Annotated in this window: 18 protein-coding genes; 4 read left to right on the top strand and 14 right to left on the bottom strand. The window is 65.0% G+C overall.

What is annotated here, in order from left to right; all coding sequences use genetic code 11:
* Positions 1-44 precede the first annotated feature (44 nt).
* From lpxA to EII26_RS04195, 9 genes are all read right to left on the bottom strand, one after another.
* A complete protein-coding gene (gene lpxA, locus EII26_RS04235) occupies positions 45-857 on the bottom strand; it encodes an acyl-ACP--UDP-N-acetylglucosamine O-acyltransferase (protein ID WP_124887907.1) in 813 nt (270 codons plus the stop codon).
* Positions 854-1,318 (bottom strand): 3-hydroxyacyl-ACP dehydratase FabZ, encoded by a 465-nt coding sequence (gene fabZ / locus EII26_RS04230; protein ID WP_124887906.1) that lies wholly within the window; start codon positions 1,316-1,318, stop codon positions 854-856. Before fabZ ends, lpxA begins: the two co-directional genes overlap by 4 nt.
* A 30-nt stretch (positions 1,319-1,348) precedes the next feature.
* Entirely contained in the window at positions 1,349-2,197 is an 849-nt protein-coding gene (locus EII26_RS04225; RefSeq protein ID WP_124887905.1) for a UDP-3-O-acyl-N-acetylglucosamine deacetylase, read from the bottom strand.
* Complete coding sequence (gene lpxD, locus EII26_RS04220; protein ID WP_124887904.1) at positions 2,190-3,233, bottom strand: UDP-3-O-(3-hydroxymyristoyl)glucosamine N-acyltransferase; 1,044 nt, start codon at positions 3,231-3,233, stop codon at positions 2,190-2,192. The genes EII26_RS04225 and lpxD overlap by 8 nt, the downstream gene beginning before the upstream one ends.
* Before the next feature lie 27 nt (positions 3,234-3,260).
* A complete protein-coding gene (locus EII26_RS04215; RefSeq protein ID WP_124887903.1) occupies positions 3,261-4,475 on the bottom strand; it encodes a hypothetical protein in 1,215 nt (404 codons plus the stop codon).
* 46 nt (positions 4,476-4,521) lie between these two features.
* The gene (locus tag EII26_RS04210; protein WP_233572597.1) at positions 4,522-6,300 is read right to left on the bottom strand and encodes a BamA/OMP85 family outer membrane protein; all 1,779 of its coding nucleotides are present in this window, start codon (positions 6,298-6,300) and stop codon (positions 4,522-4,524) included.
* A complete protein-coding gene (locus tag EII26_RS04205; RefSeq protein ID WP_124887902.1) occupies positions 6,297-6,935 on the bottom strand; it encodes a hypothetical protein in 639 nt (212 codons plus the stop codon). Before EII26_RS04205 ends, EII26_RS04210 begins: the two co-directional genes overlap by 4 nt.
* A gap of 69 nt (positions 6,936-7,004) precedes the next feature.
* The gene (locus EII26_RS04200; protein ID WP_124887901.1) at positions 7,005-7,625 is read right to left on the bottom strand and encodes a sigma-70 family RNA polymerase sigma factor; all 621 of its coding nucleotides are present in this window, start codon (positions 7,623-7,625) and stop codon (positions 7,005-7,007) included.
* A gap of 100 nt (positions 7,626-7,725) precedes the next feature.
* Positions 7,726-8,379 carry a histidine phosphatase family protein gene (locus tag EII26_RS04195; protein ID WP_124887900.1) on the bottom strand — a complete coding sequence of 218 codons (654 nt, stop codon included), beginning with the start codon at positions 8,377-8,379 and terminating at the stop codon, positions 7,726-7,728.
* 242 nt (positions 8,380-8,621) lie between these two features.
* On the opposite strand from EII26_RS04195, the gene EII26_RS04190 reads away from it, so the two are divergent.
* From EII26_RS04190 to der, 4 genes are all read left to right on the top strand, one after another.
* On the top strand, positions 8,622-10,235 hold the full coding sequence (locus EII26_RS04190; RefSeq protein ID WP_124887899.1) for a tetratricopeptide repeat protein: 1,614 nt from the start codon (positions 8,622-8,624) through the stop codon (positions 10,233-10,235).
* A 155-nt stretch (positions 10,236-10,390) separates the two neighbouring features.
* Positions 10,391-11,038: a lactate utilization protein gene (locus EII26_RS04185; RefSeq protein ID WP_124887898.1), complete on the top strand. Its 648-nt coding sequence runs from the start codon at positions 10,391-10,393 to the stop codon at positions 11,036-11,038.
* 60 nt (positions 11,039-11,098) lie between these two features.
* A complete protein-coding gene (locus EII26_RS04180) occupies positions 11,099-12,094 on the top strand; it encodes an asparaginase domain-containing protein (RefSeq protein ID WP_124887897.1) in 996 nt (331 codons plus the stop codon).
* Position 12,095: 1 nt separating this feature from the next.
* Positions 12,096-13,412, top strand: a complete 1,317-nt coding sequence (gene der, locus EII26_RS04175; protein WP_124887896.1) for a ribosome biogenesis GTPase Der — start codon at positions 12,096-12,098, stop codon at positions 13,410-13,412.
* 68 nt (positions 13,413-13,480) lie between these two features.
* Here der and EII26_RS04170 read toward each other — a convergent pair whose 3' ends face one another.
* The 5 genes from EII26_RS04170 to EII26_RS04150 are packed head-to-tail and all read right to left on the bottom strand — an operon-like array spanning position 13,481 to position 16,928.
* Positions 13,481-14,263: an energy-coupling factor ABC transporter ATP-binding protein gene (locus EII26_RS04170; RefSeq protein WP_124887895.1), complete on the bottom strand. Its 783-nt coding sequence runs from the start codon at positions 14,261-14,263 to the stop codon at positions 13,481-13,483.
* Between the two features lie 4 nt (positions 14,264-14,267).
* Complete coding sequence (locus EII26_RS04165) at positions 14,268-15,017, bottom strand: energy-coupling factor transporter transmembrane component T family protein (RefSeq protein WP_124887894.1); 750 nt, start codon at positions 15,015-15,017, stop codon at positions 14,268-14,270.
* Between the two features lie 7 nt (positions 15,018-15,024).
* Positions 15,025-15,633: a cobalt transporter CbiM gene (gene cbiM, locus EII26_RS04160; RefSeq protein ID WP_124887893.1), complete on the bottom strand. Its 609-nt coding sequence runs from the start codon at positions 15,631-15,633 to the stop codon at positions 15,025-15,027.
* Positions 15,634-15,637: 4 nt separating this feature from the next.
* Positions 15,638-16,123 carry a hypothetical protein gene (locus EII26_RS04155; RefSeq protein ID WP_124887892.1) on the bottom strand — a complete coding sequence of 162 codons (486 nt, stop codon included), beginning with the start codon at positions 16,121-16,123 and terminating at the stop codon, positions 15,638-15,640.
* Between the two features lie 22 nt (positions 16,124-16,145).
* Complete coding sequence (locus EII26_RS04150; protein ID WP_124887891.1) at positions 16,146-16,928, bottom strand: DUF4198 domain-containing protein; 783 nt, start codon at positions 16,926-16,928, stop codon at positions 16,146-16,148.
* Between the last annotated feature and the right edge of the window lie 17 nt (positions 16,929-16,945).

Below are 16,945 nucleotides of genomic sequence, written 5' to 3'. Positions count from 1 at the left end.
ACGACCTCCCTCCAAAACGAAAATGACGAGGCGTCCTTCGGCGCCTAGTCCTCGCGCGTCTCCCCCGCTCCGCGCCCCCAGAAGGTGACCCCGCGGCGGCTTCCCTCGTAGAAGTCCAGGATCGCCCGGACCTCGGGCGTACGGGCCTCGCGAGTCGCCCGGGCCTCCTTCAGGGATTGGGAGAAGAGCCGGTCCCGGCGGTAAAGCTCCCTGTAGAAGGCGCGCACGGCCCCGCGCACCTCGGAGGAAAAGCCGGCCCGCTTCAGGCCGACGACGTTCAGCCCCGTGAGCCGCAGGGGCTCCCCCGAGGCCAGCGTGTAGGGGGGGACATCCTTCGTGACGCGATAAAGCCCCCCGATCATGCAATAGCTTCCAATGCGAACGAACTGATGGACGCCCGACATGCCGCCGAACACGGTATGATCCCCCACCGAGACGAAGCCGGAGAGCCCCACCTTGTTGGCGAGGGTCACGTGGTCGCCCAACCGGACATTATGCGCCAGGTGCACCCCATCCATGAGGAAGCAGCCGTTTCCAACCACGGTCTCGCACCCTTCGCCCGTCGCACGGTTGATCGTGACGTTCTCCCGAATGACGTTATCGTCCCCGATGCGCGCCCAGGTCTCCTCGCCCCGATAGCCATGGTCCTGCGGATCCCCGCCCAGCACGGTGAACTCGTGGATCCGGCAATTCCTGCCGATCGTCACGCAGTCGCATACGCTGACGAAGGCCTCCAGAACCGTGCCCTCTCCGATCGTCGTCCTCGGGGCGATGCGGCAGTAGGGACCGACCCGAACACCGTCCCCCAGCTCGGCCCCCGGCGCGACGACGGCTGTGGGATGGACGGTCACGCTCATTTTGCCCCCTCCCCTCCGGCCCCCCCCTTCTTCAGGGTCGAGGCCACCATGAAGACGAATTCCCCCTCCGCGACGACCTCGTCGTCCACGAATCCCGTCACCTTGGCCTTTCCGATGGTACCGCGAAGGCGAGTGAGCTCGGCCCGGGTCACGAGCCTGTCCCCGGGCCGCACCGGCCTACGGAACCGCGCGTTGTCCACCCCGGCCAGGAAGGCGATCTTCCCCTCCTGCTCCTCGCCCAGGCGCACCGCGACCATGACCGAGGCGACCTGTCCCATGGACTCAAGGATCAGCACCCCCGGCATGACGGGTTCCTCGGGAAAATGCCCCTGGAAAAACGGCTCGTTGATGGTGACGTTCTTGTACCCCACGACGTGACTGTCGCTGTACTCCGTGATCCGATCCACCATCAGGAAGGGGTAGCGGTGCTTCAGGGTCCTCATGATCTCCATAATGTCCATGGAAGTACCTCCGAGAAAAAATTTTATCCTTCAAAGCCCGCGGCTCAGAGCGCGCAGCCGCTCCGCCAGACGCAGGTGCAGCTCGTGTCCGGCCCGGACCGCGACGACGTGGGCGCGCAGCGGCCGGCCGACGGCGGCCAGGTCGCCGATGAGGTCCAGCACCTTGTGCCGAACGAACTCGTCGGGCCAGCGGAGCCCTCCCGAGGCCCGGACCTCCGTCTCTCCGACCAGGACGGCGTTCTCCAGGGATCCCCCCAACGCCATGCCCTGCGCCCTCAGCGCCTCGATCTCCGCCTCCATGGCGAAGGTCCGGGCCCGGGCGACGTGTTCCAGGTAGGCCTCGGCCCCACCCGCCAGATCCAGCATCTGCGTTCCGATCAGCGGCGAGGCGTAGCGCACCGCATAGGTGACGCCGAAGGCGGACGCGGGGAAGGCCGCGACGAAACGGGACGCGTCGCCGACGTGCAGGGGCGTCGAGAGGGCAAAGGGCTCCGGCCCGGAGGCGCAGCGCTCGGAATGTTCCAGGACGCGCTCCGCCATCCGCTCCGCGCAGCCGTCCAGCGCGGGCATCTCGGGCCCCTCGACCGTCAGACGAAAACCCCAGACCCCCAGCCCTACCAGGGCGGAGAGCACGTGTTCGCAGGTCCGGATGCGGCGCCCGTCCGGAAAGACGTAGTCCGAGCCCCGAGCGTCCCCGGACAACCCCATTTCGCTCAGGGGCAGAGACATCCCCTCGTGCGACAAGATCGGTCCGCCGTCGCAGGGCTCGACGGTCAGGACGCAGTCCCGGCCGGAGTGCAGCCCGACGCCCCGCAGGATAAAGCCGCCCGTCAGGCGCCGGAAGGGCGAGAGAGCGACTCCACGACCGACCTCAGGCATCCCCGTCCTCCTCCCGGCCCTTCACGGCCCGCTCCAGACGACGGAGCCGCTTGAACAGCTCGGGGAGCTCGGCGGCCAGCATCTGGGCACGCTTTGCCGCACCGTGCGGCCGCGCGGGAAAGCCCGACATGACGGCCCCCGCGGGGATGTCGTTCGTCACGCCGCTGCGCGCGGCGAGGACCGCGCCTCTGCCGATCCGCACGTGGTCCGTCACCCCCGCCTGAACGGAGAGCGTCACCCCGTCCTCCAGGACGGAGCTTCCGGCGATCCCGGACATCGAGCAGATGATGCAGCAACGGCCGATGCGGACATTGTGCCCGATCTGCACATGGTTGTCGATCTTGGTGCCATCCCCGACCAGGGTATCCCCAATCGTGCCGCGGTCCACGGTGCTGCACGCTCCGATCTCGACGGCGTCCCCGATCACGACCCCGCCGATCTGCGGAATCTTCACCGGCCCCTCGGGCGAAGGGACGAAGCCGAAGCCGTCGCATCCCAGCACGCAGCCGGAGTGCAGAATGCAGTCCCGGCCGACGCGCGTGTTGTCCAACAGTACGGCACGGGGCTCGACGAGCGTCCCCCGACCGACCCGGCAGTTTCTCCCGACATAGGCCCCGGATTCGATCCGGGCCCCCGGCTCGATCACCGAGCCCGAGCCCACCACCGCCAGGGCCCCCACCCACGCGCCGTCCCGGACGTCCGCATCCTCGGCGACGACCGCGGAGGGGTGCGTCCCGCTCGTGGCGGGACGAGGCGGGGCGAAGAGCGCCAGCAGCCGGGGCAAGACCTCCTTGGGGCGGTCGGAGACGAGCCCCCCGCGGCCAGGCGTAAAGGCGCTTCGAGACGCCATCAGCAAGACGTCGGGGGGCAGGTCCGAGAGCACCCGCTCGTCCCAGACGACGCAAAGCCCGTCCTCCCGGGGATCCTCGGGGGTGGTCACAGCGCGCACCACGCGCCCTCCGTCCCCCAGCACCTCCATCTCCAACTTCGCTCCCAGCGTAGCCAGCGTGATCTCCATCGTCCTCTTCATCTCCATATCCGCACGGTTCCCGGCCGCCCGGGGTCACAGGGACAGAATCCCCCTCAGGCCTATCTTGTCCTCGCCGCCGCCGCTATAGTGAATCTCGACGGAAAGGTGCTCGTTGAAGCGATAGCCCAACGACGCCTCGTGCCCCCAGTCGGGACCGTAACGCCACCAGAAATAGGGCCTGCGGACCCGCCCGGGATCCCAGAGCGCCCGATAGAATCCGATGCCCTCCGGCCACTCCATCTCCACGCCCAGCCGGAGGTCCCCGAGGACGCGCATGCGCGCACCCAGCCGGCGGGTCATCCCGAAATCCTCGAGCTCCACCAGGGCCTCCCCGTACAGCTCGAGGTCCACCCCCGTCAGATGGGCGGTGTTCCATCCCAGGAACAGCCCCGCCTCGGGATAGCGTCCCTCCAGCCCGGCGTAGGCGGCCACCCAGACGTGAAAGAGAAAGCGGTCGCTGTCCACGCGGGCATCCATCTTCGAAACGGCCCCGGGGACAAAGGAAACCGCAACCCTGGCCCGGAGGTTGGAGACGGAATTCCGATCCTCCAGAAAGTTCCGGGCCAGAGCCTCGACCCCCTCACGATGGCGGGCCACCCACTCGACGGGGAGGCCGATCAGGGGAGAGAGCCCCGGAAGCAGCTTGGCCTCGAGGTCCGACTGAAACATGGCGGGCATCGTCGTGGAGTAGAGCGAGGGGGTCACGGCCAGCACCAGGGGCTGCCTGGGACGGAAAGAAAGGACCAGGGCGGCCTCCGTCCCCTCGAGAACGGCCCGGACCGAGAAGTCCCAGCCCGGCAGACGCCGTTCCATGAGCTCTCCGATCTTTTCCCGGAGCAGGACGTCGGCCCAGGAGAGCGCCTCGGGGGGCAGCCCTGACGTCAGGGACGCGACCTCGTCCTCCAGACCGCTGAGATCCGATACGAACCACGAAAGAACGGGCTCCCGGATCTCGGGCAGGGAGGGCCGGACGCTCCAGGCCGGAGTCCCCGCCCCGTCGAAGAGCACCCTGGGGCCCTCCGGCCCCGCAACGACGGCCACCCGGTATCCCGCGAACAGACGCGTGGCGACGACGGACAGGGTCCCCGTCCGATCGACCTCCGGACCGCTCGGGATCTCGTCCCAAACGGCCTCCAGGCTCCGGAGGACGGAGGGCGCGAGCCACTCCGGCAGCCCCGAGACCGTCAGGGCCGCACTGGGGGGCACGAACGCCCCCAAGAGGAAAGCTGCAGCCCCCAGAAGGAACACCGCAGCCCTCCCCGAAAATCCCGCGTGAAGCGATGGAAACGTCCCTTTAGAACATCTCTCCAAAGCCGAAATACGTCTTGTTCTCGTCTTCGCCATAGGCGTAATCCAGACGGAGATTCCCGAACGGGGTCTTCACGCGAAGGCCGAACCCGTAGTCATCGTGAAGATCGCCCCAGTCCATGTCGTTGTCGGCATTCCCGACGTCGTAAAACCCAACGAGGGAGAAGTTCTTGTGCACGGGCACCCGAAGCTCGAAGTTGCCCAGGATCATGCTGTTCCCCTCGAAGGAACGGCTGTTGTAGCCGCGCAGCGTGTTCATGCCCCCCAGAGAGTAGCGGGTAAAGGCGGGCAGCTCGTCCACCGTCGCGGCTCCGGCCCTCAGGCGCGCGGCGAAGAGGACGGGCATGTCCTCGGTCCACAGGCCGTCGAGGTCCACGACCCCCTCCACAAACCGATTGAGGGGCAGGTAATACCGAAGCTGCGTCCAATACTTCAGGTAATCGTATTCCCCGCCCAGCACCTTCGCGGCCTGCTCGAGCGTCACGTCCCAGATAAACCCCTTGCTGTAGGGAAGGTAGGGTTCGCGTTTGTCCAGGGTGACCTGGAGCTCCGCCGTCATGTTCACGCCCGCCCACATCGTCAGGTCGTCGACGTAACCGGGAATGGTGTTGTGGACGTCCGAGTAGGAGGTGTCGAGGCGGCGGAGCGTGAGGAACCAGCTCCAGTCCTCCTTGCGGCCGAACTTCCTGCCCAGGCCGGCGTAGATGTTCAGGCTCTCCTCGTCGAACTCGAACTGCTTCTCGCCCCTGTGGTAATAGTAACGGTCGTCGTAGGTGTTGTAGCGCACCCCGACGCGCCAGGCATAGGTGCTCCTGTCCATGTAGGGACTGGAAAGAGTGGCCCAGTAGCTGGCCTCGTCCCCCTCGTCGAACCCGACCTCCAGGTTGTATCCGCGCCCCAGAAGGTTCGTGTCGCTGTAGGTCAGGCCGCCGCTGATCCCGCTCTCCGTGCCGTAGGCCAGATTCAGGCCGATGGAGGCCGTCTTCTTCTCCTTGACGGTCAGGATCAGGTCCACCACGTCGTCCCGCCCCTCGGGGGCGTCAAACCCCACGTTGACGTCCTCGAAATAGCCCATCCCCTGGAGCTTGCCCAGATGGTGCCGGAAGTGAACCACGTTGAAGAGGTCGCCCTCCTTCAATTTGAGCTCCCGGCGGATAACGTAGGTCTTGGTCTTCTTGTTGCCCTGGATCACCACGTTGCCCACGCGCGGCTCCAGTATCTTGACCCTGATCCGGCCCCCGTCAACATTGACGTCCGCGATCCGCACCATGACGTAGCCGCCCTTGTGGTAGCGGTCCTGGATCCTGTCGAGATCGTTGCGGAAGAAGACGCGGTTGAAGACCGTCCCGACCTGCGAGAACACCTCCTTCATCAGGACCTCGCTCGTGTAGATGGTGTTGCCCGAGAAGGATATCGACTCGATCACGGGGTTCTCCCGGACGGAGTAGGTGACCGAGACGCCCTCTCCCTCGGGCCTGAGGTCGACGTCCACGTAGGAGAAAAAGCCCTGGCTGTAGATGGCCTCGATATCCTTCTGAAGCGTGTCCCGGTTCAGCTCGGCCCCCATCCTCGTCTCGACCACGCCCAAAATGTACTGCGCCGCGATGTGCTCGTTGCCCGAAACGTCGACGGACACGACCCTCGGCGCATCGGCCGCAAGAGCGGGCCCGGAAAATGCCAGAAGACAGGCAAAAAACAAAGTTGAAAAAAGCCCCAAAAATTTGCTCCCTCTTCCCGACATCCCCCAAACCAGACCGTAGCTCAAAGGCCACCCTCTCCCTTCCCCTGTCCCCGATCGACTGCGATCACGGGGCCCTCTTTTCTCAATGCCCGAGTCCCCGTCTGAAGCAACGAGAAAATCTTCTCGTGAGGGATCTCTTTTTTCTTTGCAGGCCCGTCGGGCTCCAAGGCCCTACGGGCGCTCCTCCCGCGGGATTCGGAACCCGCCCCCGAGGGGTTGTCCCTTCGGGAAGCCGTCGTCTTGTCCGCAGGCGGCATGGGAGGCTCGTCCGCAAACGATCCGAACCTCAACGGCAGCCCCCGCCCCACATCCTCCCTATCCAGGGACGTCCAGGCCAGGAGGGAATCGTACGGCTCGCCCCCTCCTTCAAGGAGCTCCCCGGACAGCGCGGCGGGCCGTGCTCCCCGCACCTGGGACACCGGAGACGCCGTCGCCAGGATCACGAGAAGCGCCGACGCCACCGTACGGCACAGCAACCTCCCTCTGCGTCGATTCGACGCGGAGGAGGGGTCCAGAGCCATCCAGACGTCCCGACGCAGGGTCTCGAGGTCCGCCCTGGCGCACTCGGCATCCATCAGGGCGTTTTCGAGCGCACCCGAGCGGTAGGAACGCTGAAAGCGTTCCAGCCAACGGACGATGCCGGCAATCCGCCTTTCCATACCCCTCCTGACCATCCCGTGCCCCCGTTCTTGTCCTGGGTCGACGAGAGACACCCCGCGCCTCTCCTCCTATTTTATCCCCAACGCCTCGTCCTTTATGGCGCCGCCGGAGGGGGCCAGCCCCAGCCAGCCTCGGATGCGGGCTACGGCGCTGCGGCGCAGGCGGTACACGTGGCTGACGTCCAGACGCTGTTCGTCCGCCACGTCCCGGGGATCCTTCCCCTCGAAGAAGAGCGCGGAGACCACCTCCGCCTCCCGCCCCTCCAGACGCCCGATGCTTTCGGCGACATCCAGCCATTCCTCGTCCCTGGGCTCGGGATCGACCTCGAGCCACTCGTCCGGGACGGGAAGCGGGGCTCGGCGTTCGGAGCGCTCCAGCATGTTGATCATTTGTCCCCGAATCCGGTGATAGGCGTAAGTGGAGAACTTCAGGTCCCGATCGGGATCGAACCTGTCCACAGCGCCGATCATAGCCAACATCCCCTCCTGGACGAGGTCCTGCCTCAGGGAGGGGTGGGCGTGGATCCGCTTGGCAATCCAGAAGACCAGAGGACGATAGGCGACGATCAGCTCCTCCCGAGCCTCCGCGTCGCCGGAACGGCAAAGCCCCCAAAGCGTCCTCTCCCTCTCCGGGTTCAACGAAGCCGACGTCTTCCTCTCCTCAACTCGGATGCCCGGCCCGTCCGCCATAAAATTCAGTGCCCCCTTTGCCGATCTCCGATCGAAGTGCCTCCTGTCCGTCTGCGCGCCGTCTTTTGGCCGGAAAGGGGCTCGGGAACGTGGTGAGATTTTACCACAAGGGCAACGAACTCCCTTCGGTATCTCCCCTTAGATGCAGATCGTCGTTCGAAAAAACCAGCGACGCCCCGTCCTCCCGTATCTCCACGCCGCTTACGGAACAGTTGTGGACCCTGAGACGCCAGACCGTGTGCGGGTCCAGCCCCACCAGGACCGCATACAGAACCCTGACGATCCCGCCGTGGGAGACGATGGCGATCCGCTCCTGCGGCCCCTCCAGGATCCTCTCCACGGCGCTCGCCACGCGCTCCCTTATGGATGTCCAATCCTCCGCCCCGGGAGGCATGTTGAAGAAGGGATCCCGCATCCACATTCCGAAGGCGTCCGGCCGAGTTTTTTTCAGCCCCAGGACGGAGCACCCCTCCCAGGATCCGAAATTGACCTCCGCCAACCCGTCCAACGTCACGGGAGTCCGATCGTGGGGCTCCGCCAAAGCCTGTGCCGTCCCCAAAGCGCGCTGCAGGGGGCTGGAATAGACGACCTCCATCGGCCACGACGCCAAGCGGGCGGCCAACCGGGCCGCCTGAGCACGCCCCTCGTCGTTCAGCGGGACGTCCGTCCGCCCCTGAAAGCGATAGTCCCGATTCCAATCGGTCATCCCGTGCCGAACCAGAACAATGCGCCGCCTGCGAAAACCCTTCGACACCTATCCACACCCCTCGATCGAGAGGCACCCCGCCCGCTCCGTGCAGAAAATCCTCCACCGAGCGCTCAAAACAATCCCAGCGCAAAGGACGAAGCCCATCTCAAAGTTCTGCAAAATCGTGAAAATTATAGCACGGCAAGGATTTATGAATCGACCCCCCCGGCATTTCCCCTCTCCGCCAGAGGGACGACTCATTGCAAACCCCGAAGAATATTGATAAACTTGCCTGGAGGTGAGGCAAATTGAGACGGGATCTTGAGGAATGGCTGAAAGGGAAAACGACGACGCTGAGGGGACTGGAAACGGCCGACAATAATAATGTCGGGCTGCCTGTGATCCGTCTCCATTCCTCCTCCGAGACGCCGTTCAGACCCACCCCCGAGGGCTCCTTGGCCCTCCTTCCGCACGACGTCCGTCCCCCATCCGAACTCGGGGAGGGCACCGCTTTCAACGAGGTTTCCCTTTCCCCTCCCTCTCGGGAGGAGGGCGCGCTTGCGCACGATCCCGCAAGCATCCCGTCCGTACCCGAGCGGGAGACCGTCGAAGCTGCGGCCCCGTTCGTGAAGGAGGCCGCTCCCGAGCCCGACGTGGTTGCGCCCGAGTCCCCTGAGGTCCCTTCCCGATCCGGAGAGGGGCCGGTGAGGGGTTTCGGCGCGGAGCCTCCGCTCCCTCCCCTCTCCGAGCCCGCACCCTCTCCATCCGAGGATCCGGCCGAAGAGACGCGGGAGGAGGAGAGCATGCTCCCTTCCCCCTCCGGGGAGGCGCTCGAGGCCGGGGAGGCGACGACGCCCCCCTCGGAGGACATTCCACGAACGCCCTCCGAGGAGGATGCGCCCCCCGACCCGCTCCTCCTCAGAGGGGACGAGGGATCCGAGGAGGAGCGCGATATCCGCCTCGCCCAACATCTGCGCAAAGTCACCCAGCAAAGGCACTCGAAAATCATGCAACGTGTTCTGTCCCCTCGACACCGATCGAGAATTTTTGTGCTTTGCGCCTTCGCGATCCTCATTCTCGGGGCGCTTTTTGTCCTCTATGGGCACATGCAGCGGAACTCCCTGGGCAACATCGCCAAAGAGGCCCGGCAATTCTACGACCAGGGGCGCTACGACAAGGCCATGGAGCTCTACCAGAGGGGTTTCGACCGCTATCCGAATTCGGAGGAGGTCCTGCTGGGACTGGCCCGTTCCTCGGAGGCCGCCGGGCATCCCGATCAGGCGCTCACGGTCTGGCGTCTTCACCTCGATCGTCTTTCCGGGGAGGACAGCGAGAATCGGGGCCGGGCGCTCTACGAGATCGGCCGCCTGTACGCCGCGACCAAGGATCCCGACAAGGCCATCGCGCACCTGATGCAGTCGGCGAGTCTGGTCCCCATCAGCTACAACACGCATTTTGCCCTGGGGCGCCTCCTCGAGGAACGCGGCAGGCCCGTGGAAGCGCTGGACGCCTACCGCCGTGCGCTGGACGTCCGGCCCTCCTCGAACGAGGCCCTGGGCGCGGTGAAACGCGTCGCGGGACTGATGCCCGATGCAAAACCGGTTGAGCCCAAAAATCCGCTTCAGGACTACGAGAAGCATCTGGAGGTCGGGACCGTCGCCCTGAACCTGAAGCGTTACGACGACGCCGCCGCCTATTTCTTGAAGGCCCTCGCCCTTCGGAGCGACGACGAGCGCCCCTGGCTCGGCCTGGCCGGAGCGTATCAGGGCGACGGAAAGGCCGCCGAAGCGCTGAAACTGCTGCGCGACGCCGAAAAGAACGTTGCGGAGAGCGTCACCTTCAAGGCCAAGATCGACGAGTTGGAGCAGGCCCTGAAAAAGTCCCCGCCCCCCAAAAAGCGCAAAAGGGCAACCCCCAAATAACGGAACCGATGCGCACCTTTCGCGGCTCCCGGAAGCCTTCGCCGGCTCACGGCCTGTTCCCCGGCGGCGTCATTAAGGCAAGACGGCGGGCCTGTTCCCGCCGAATTTTCCGATCCTTACAAAACGACACTCAGATTCGGAGGGGGAAACAGATCATGAATCCGTTCGAAGCCGCGCGCACCAAGGCCCACGAGGCGTTGGGGAACACCGTGGTCAAGGAGCTGAACAAAAAGGGGTATCAGGCCGTCTACGCACCGACGCGGGAGGCCGCTCTGGAGGAGGTCCTCAAGCTGATCCCGGAGGGGGCCGTCGTGGGCGTTCCGGGCACGGTGACGATCCGTGAGATCGGCGCCATGGAAAGGCTCGCCGAGCGGGGGTGCACGATTCACCATCACTGGAACCCGAACCTGACGCCGGAGGAGCGGATGCAGACGCTCATGGACGAGTACTGCTCGGACTACTTCCTCACCAGCGCCAACGCGGTCACCCGCGACGGCATGATCGTGAACATCGACGGCAACGGCAACCGGGTCAGCGCCATGGCCTGGGGACGCAATATTCTGATCTTCGTCATCGGCATCAACAAGGTGGCGGGCTCGCTGGAGGAAGCGATCAGCCGAGCCCGTGCGGCGACGCCCCCCAACGTCCTTCGTCTGAGCGGCAGCACCCCCTGTATCCAGACCGGCCATTGCGTGGATTGCGACTCCCCCTCCCGGGTCTGCCGCGCGCTGCTGATCCTCGAGCGTCCCACCAACGGGAGAAGGACGCATGTTATCATGGTGGGGGAGAGCCTGGGGTACTGACCCCGGCCGTCCCCTCGAGACAGACCGGGGGCCGCCCCGAAGAGAGGAAAGACAAGCGTTATGTCGAACAGAGACAAGATCGCCCTCATCCTGGCCGGCGGACAGATCGTCCATCGTCGGGAGGGCAGTTCCAAGGAGAAGATCCCTCTGGGACAAGCGGAGCTGGAATGCTTTCTGCCCGAGGAGTACCGGGAGAGTATCGCGTTGCAGGACTGGAGCTTTCAGCCCCTGTCCTACTACACGTTGCGCATGTGCAGCGACCTGACCCAGCTGGCCGCATCCCAGGTCAAGGAGGGGGCCAAGGGCATCGTCATCACCTGCAGCACTCAGGCCCTGACGGAGCTTGCCTACTTCGCCGACCTCGTGTGGAGTTTTCCCCAGCCGCTGATCTTCACGGCCTCCATCTTCAACGCGGGCGTATCCGGCAGCGAGACCACCCTGCATCTGGCTCAATCCGTACGTGCGGCCCTCTCCGAAATCTGCTGGGGGCAGGGCGCCGTCGTCTGCATCCAGGACGCGCTCTACGCGGCCGCCGACCTCGTCCAGTTCTCCAATTTCAGCCGCTCCGGCTTTCTCTCCTTCCCCTGCGGCCCGCTGAGCGAGTTCATCGAGCCCTCGGGGGATCTTCAGCCCCTGCGTTCCCCCAGGCGCGGAAAGGTTCTGGACATCGAAACCGTCCCGGCCCGGGTCGTCGAGATCGTCGACGCCTCCCTGGGGGGCGGAGATGTGTTGCTGAACGCGCTCCTGGACAAGCGCATCGAGGAGGTCGAGGGGATCGTCGTGGCCGGGTTCGGCAACGGGGACGTCCCCCCCTCCTGGGTTCCTCTCCTGCGCAAGGTCCTCCGTACCGGTACCCCCGTGGTCCTCGCCTCCCGCTGCCCGATCGGGCGCGTCCAGACGCACGCCGACTTCGAGGGCAGCGCTGCGCGATTGCTGGAGATGGGGCTGATCAGCGCAGGGAGATTCTCGCCCCTCCAGGCCCGAATCCGGCTCGCCCTTGCCCTCGGAGCCGGACTCGAGGGCGGGGAGCTTGCCGACTACATGCTGGACCAATAGCATGCCCATCGTCGCCATTGTGGGCCGGCCCAACGTCGGCAAATCATCGCTCTTCAACCGGATCATCGGACGCCGGGAGGCCATCGTCGACGACACGCCCGGCGTTACCCGCGACCGTCTTTACGGCGAGGCGGAGTGGCGCGGCCGGTCCTTTTACGTCGTGGACACGGGCGGCATTCTGGGCGAGGAAAGTGCGTTCAGCGCAGGGATCGAGGCCCACGTCAAGGAGGCCATCGAGGAGTGCGACGCGCTTTTGATGGTCATCGACGGGCACGCCGGCGTGACCCCGGCGGACGAGGGGGTGGCCCACCTCCTGCGCCGCAGCCGAAAACCCGTTGTGGTCGCCGTCAACAAGATGGACGACCTCAAGCATGAGGTGCACGTGACGGACGCCTACGCCCTGGGGTTCGAGCACGTGGTGGGGGTGAGCGCCCTCCACAAACGGAACCTGGAGGACCTGCTGGACGAGCTGCTCGCTCTTTTGCCCGAGGAGGCGGAGACGGATGGGGACGAGGACGGGATTCGCCTCTCCATCGTCGGGCGCCCCAACGTGGGCAAGTCCAGCCTGCTGAACCGCCTGGTCGGCTCCGAGCGCTCGCTGGTGAGCCCCGTGGCCGGCACGACCCGCGATCCGGTCGACACCTCGGTGGAGCTGGACGGACGGCGCTTCCGCCTGATCGACACGGCCGGCCTGCGCAAGAGAGGCCGGATGGACAGCAGCCTGGAGTACTACTCTTTCGTGCGGACCCTGGCGGCGGTGGACCGTTCCGATGTTGCCTTGTTGCTGATGGATGCCGCAACCCCCTGCACGGATTCGGACAAGAAGATCGCCGCGCACGTGGTCGAGAAGGGCAAGGGGCTGATCCTGGTCCTGAACAAGTGGGACCTCCTGTCCGGCAGGGACCGGCCCGGCGACACCATGACGAAACGGATACGGGAGGATATGCCCTTCCTGACCTGGGCCCCGATCCTTTTTACCTCCGCCCTGAACGGCCGGGGCGTCCAGAAGATCGCCCAAACAGCCGTAAACGTCTTCGAAAACCGCAGACGCCGTATCCCGACAAACGCGTTGAATCGCCTGATGCGGGACGTTCTGGCCTTCGATCGCCTGCCCTCCAGCAAGAGGGGGAAGGCCCTCAAGATCTACTATTGCCTTCAGTCCGGAGTGGAACCGCCCACATTCGTCTTCTTCGTCAACGACCCCGGCATCGTCGACACGTCCTTCGAGAATCACGTCCGAAAGGAACTCCGTGCTCTGGAGGACTACACCGGCTCCCCGCTGCGGATCTTCTGGCGCGGCAAGGACCACGAAAAATGACACAGACGAGCCGCCCCTCGTTCGAGGGGCGGCTCGTCTGTGCGGCCCCGTTTGGAAGGAGGGAGGGTTTAAGGGACCTCGGACAGGGCGGCATAGCGCAGCGGCAGCTCCAGGCCGTTGCGCCGAAGCAGGGCCTCGTCGCGCAGCACCTCCCGAAGCTCCCCATCGGCCGACACCTGCCCCTCATACATCACGATCGCCCGGTCACAGACGTCGAGGGCCATATCCAGGTCGTGCGTCGCCAGGATCATCGGCTTGTCCAGCCCGGAGAGCGCCTCGATCACCCGGCGCCGTGCGCTGGGATCCAGCGCGGCCGAGGGCTCGTCCAAGACCACGATATCCGGCTGCATGACCAGAATCCCGGCCAGGGCGACCATGCGCTTCTCCCCGCCCGACAGCCTGTGAGGGGGACGTCCGGACAGATGCGCGACGTCCAGAGCCTCGAGGATCGCCGCGGCCCTACCCTGGGCCTCCACGACCTCCATCCCGTGCGCCACCAGCCCGAAGGCCACATCCTCCAGGACCTGCGGCATGAAAAGCTGATCGTCCGGATCCTGGAAGATCAGCCCAACCGTGCGCCGCAGGCGTTTCAGGTCCTTTCCGACCGGCTCGCCCCGCAAAAGCACCTCTCCCGATTGAGCGGCGAGACACCCGGACAGGTGGAGCATGAGCGTGGATTTTCCCGAGCCGTTGGGCCCCACCAGAGCGAGTTTCTCCCCCGCCCGCAACACGAAGGATACCCCGTTCAGGGCCTGGTGCCCATCGGGATAGACGTAACGAAGCCCGCGCACCTCCAAAGGACACCCGCCGGGAAAATCCGGCCCTTTTGTCTCGTCGTTCAATGGACGCATCCGTTCATGGCCTCCATAACAGGCAACACCACAGGATCACCGCGATGTTCAGGCAGAAAGACAGGCAAAGCAGGGTATCGATCCTGCTCCAGCACAGGGGACGGCACTGGGAAAACCCCGCCAGCCCGCCCCGGCAGCGGATGGCCAGCATCGTACGCTCGGCACGGTCCGAACTGTGCAGCAACGTCGTGCCCAACATGCAGGCAAAAGCTTTGAACATCAAGGTTCCTCTGAGCTCGGGAGCGCGCAGATGCACGGCCCTCACCATCGTCTCCGTACGTTCCGCAAGAAGGAAGATGCAGCGCGTGGTGAGCAGCAGGAGCACCCGAAGCTTCTCGGAGAGGCCGAAGCGGGCCAGGACGTTTTCGATCCGTTCCACGCCGAGCGCCACGACCATCCGAATCAGCAGAATCGAGATCACGTTGAGTTTGAAGACGACCAGAAGGGCCAGCTCCAGTCCCTCCACCGAGAAGACCCGCCAAAACCGTTCTCCGGGATAGGTGAGCATCAGGAGCAGCGCGACGAAAACACCGACGACGTTCAGGCGCGGCAAGACGCTCCTCAGCATCCCTCCCTCGTCCCGGAACAGCAGGATCAAGGGGATGAGGGACCCGCACAACAGGGGCGGAAACGACCGAAGCGAGGCCAGAACGACAGCCAGGGCCAAGGCGCACAGGACACGGGCGCGCGGATCGAACACGTCGAGCCGCGTGGCCGTCGCTTCGGCGTTAAATCCGTCTGCGTCGAACCTCATTCTCCGCCTAACGTTCCACGCCCATCAGGAGCTCAGGGGCCGAGCGCTTCATGTAGGCGACCATGAACGCCGTGATGGCCCCCTCGATCAGGGCCAAGGGAAGATGGGCGACGAACACCGTCTTGGCGATACCCATAAAGTTCTCGTTCGTCATTCCAAGAAAGGTCCCCACTCCCAGGGCACAGAGCAGGACGGCCAGGGCACCGGCTATGAACGCGAGGACAAAAGCGGTCCTGGCGCTGCTCCTTCGGATCGGAACGGCGAAGAGAAGGTAGACCGCGAGCGCAGGAAGGGCAATGTCCACCGTATTCGCCCCCAGCACCAGAATCCCTCCGAAGTGGAACAGAAAGGCCTGAAGTACAAGGGCGGTCATCACCGCGGGAAAGGCGGACCATCCCAATATCAGTCCCATTGGCGCGATGAGGGAGAGATGGGTCGAGCTGGGACCGATCCGAACGTTGATCAGAGAGGCCAGGAAGAATACCGACGAGAAAAAAGCCACGCGCACAATCTTATCGGAATCGAGCTTCTTCAGACCGATCCCGGTGCCGATCCCCGCAATCGCCCAGCCGGCGGCCAGCGCCTGAGTCGAGAGGATGCCCTCGCTGATATGCATGGGCTCAGACCGCCTTCCTGCGGCGCGCCAGGAGGACGAGCGATGCGATGTTGAAGAGCAGGCTGACGCCCAGCCCTGCCCGGAGATAGAGGTCCAGCCCCTCGGGGGCCGCCTTCTTCTCCCGGACGGCCGAACCCGCTCCAGCCGCGGCGGAAGCCCCGGCCTTCATGAGCTCCTCGGTCACGTCGATCTGCGCCTCGGCCCTGTGCCCCTCGTCATCGGTCACGACGACCCGCCACGCCCCGGGCTTGTTGGGGGTAAACGCGAAGCGCCCATCCTCGTCGGTGCGCCCGGACTGGTAGGCGACCTTCTCGTCGGACGGGGAAAAGACCTTGGCCTCCAGGTAGCTCATCAGCTCCCCCGTCGAGTAAAAGAACTCCAGCGAGATCGGCCTCAGCTCGGACTCCTTGTAGCCCACTCCGTGCGCTTCGGCCCCTTTCGACGCGAGAAGGCTCAGGCCGACGATCACCGTCAGCCCGAGCAGCAGCATCCCTTCGAAATTCCTGCGCATCCTACTTCACTTCAAAAATCAGGAAAGACTTGATCGTGACGGAATCGTACTCGCCCTCCTTGCCGGGCAGATCCGTCTTCATGGCACGCACGCCCCACAGGCCCGGGGCCGTGATCTTGATGTGAGCCACCCCCTGAAGAGCCTGGGAGGCGTAGGCGTAGGTCTCCTCGTACTCGGGGGCGAAACCGTCGTACGAAGCCAACACGGGGCCGGAGTACGGTTTTCCGTTGATCAGGATCTTCACGTCGAAGTACTCCCCGACCTTGGCGTCCGCGGGATTGGTCATCGGGATGAGCTCGAGGGCCTGCCCCGTCTCCACGGCGAAGTTCTTGTCGTCCTTCGAGGCGTTGACGATGGCCTTGACGTACTTGTCGTTCTTGGTGGCCTTCATGACCTTGAGCCCCTTCGCCTCGAGGTCCTTGCGGGTCCCGGACTTCCCACCCTCGTTCGTGTTGCACCAGACGCCGCCGTCCTTGTTGGCCAGGATCACCATGGCCCCCTCGTCCGCGACGGGCACCGCGAAGTCGATGCAGAGGTTCTTCTCGTTGGGCTTCAGCTCGGCCTCCTGGAGCTTGCCGTCCTTGAAGAGACCCGCCTTGATGCGCTCGACGCTCTCGACCTCCTCGGGGACGATGAACTTATGCCCCGAATGGATCTCGACCATCAGGGTCTCGCCCTTCTCGGCCGTCATCCTCTGCGGCTTCATCACCAGCTCGTGAGCGAAGGCCGCCGCCGAAACGCCCACAATCAGAAGCGCCAACAGCACAATACGTCCTCGTTTCATCAATTCTCATCCTCCTC

It is taken from the genome of Fretibacterium sp. OH1220_COT-178, from assembly GCF_003860125.1.
Classification (GTDB): domain Bacteria; phylum Synergistota; class Synergistia; order Synergistales; family Aminobacteriaceae; genus CAJPSE01.
The sequence above is the reverse complement of the archived record's forward strand: the minus strand, read 5'-3'. Positions and strand labels throughout refer to the sequence as shown.

Coding starts and splice junctions, on each gene's coding strand:
- lpxA (WP_124887907.1), bottom strand. CDS start 857: ATGAGCGTGACCGTCCATCCCACAGCCGTCGTCGCGCCGGGGGCCGAG.
- fabZ (WP_124887906.1), bottom strand. CDS start 1,318: ATGGACATTATGGAGATCATGAGGACCCTGAAGCACCGCTACCCCTTC.
- EII26_RS04225 (WP_124887905.1), bottom strand. CDS start 2,197: ATGCCTGAGGTCGGTCGTGGAGTCGCTCTCTCGCCCTTCCGGCGCCTG.
- lpxD (WP_124887904.1), bottom strand. CDS start 3,233: ATGGAGATGAAGAGGACGATGGAGATCACGCTGGCTACGCTGGGAGCG.
- EII26_RS04205 (WP_124887902.1), bottom strand. CDS start 6,935: ATGGAAAGGCGGATTGCCGGCATCGTCCGTTGGCTGGAACGCTTTCAG.
- EII26_RS04200 (WP_124887901.1), bottom strand. CDS start 7,625: ATGGCGGACGGGCCGGGCATCCGAGTTGAGGAGAGGAAGACGTCGGCT.
- EII26_RS04185 (WP_124887898.1), top strand. CDS start 10,391: ATGAATCCGTTCGAAGCCGCGCGCACCAAGGCCCACGAGGCGTTGGGG.
- EII26_RS04180 (WP_124887897.1), top strand. CDS start 11,099: ATGTCGAACAGAGACAAGATCGCCCTCATCCTGGCCGGCGGACAGATC.
- der (WP_124887896.1), top strand. CDS start 12,096: ATGCCCATCGTCGCCATTGTGGGCCGGCCCAACGTCGGCAAATCATCG.
- EII26_RS04170 (WP_124887895.1), bottom strand. CDS start 14,263: ATGCGTCCATTGAACGACGAGACAAAAGGGCCGGATTTTCCCGGCGGG.
- EII26_RS04165 (WP_124887894.1), bottom strand. CDS start 15,017: ATGAGGTTCGACGCAGACGGATTTAACGCCGAAGCGACGGCCACGCGG.
- cbiM (WP_124887893.1), bottom strand. CDS start 15,633: ATGCATATCAGCGAGGGCATCCTCTCGACTCAGGCGCTGGCCGCCGGC.
- EII26_RS04155 (WP_124887892.1), bottom strand. CDS start 16,123: ATGCTGCTGCTCGGGCTGACGGTGATCGTCGGCCTGAGCCTTCTCGCG.
- EII26_RS04150 (WP_124887891.1), bottom strand. CDS start 16,928: ATGAAACGAGGACGTATTGTGCTGTTGGCGCTTCTGATTGTGGGCGTT.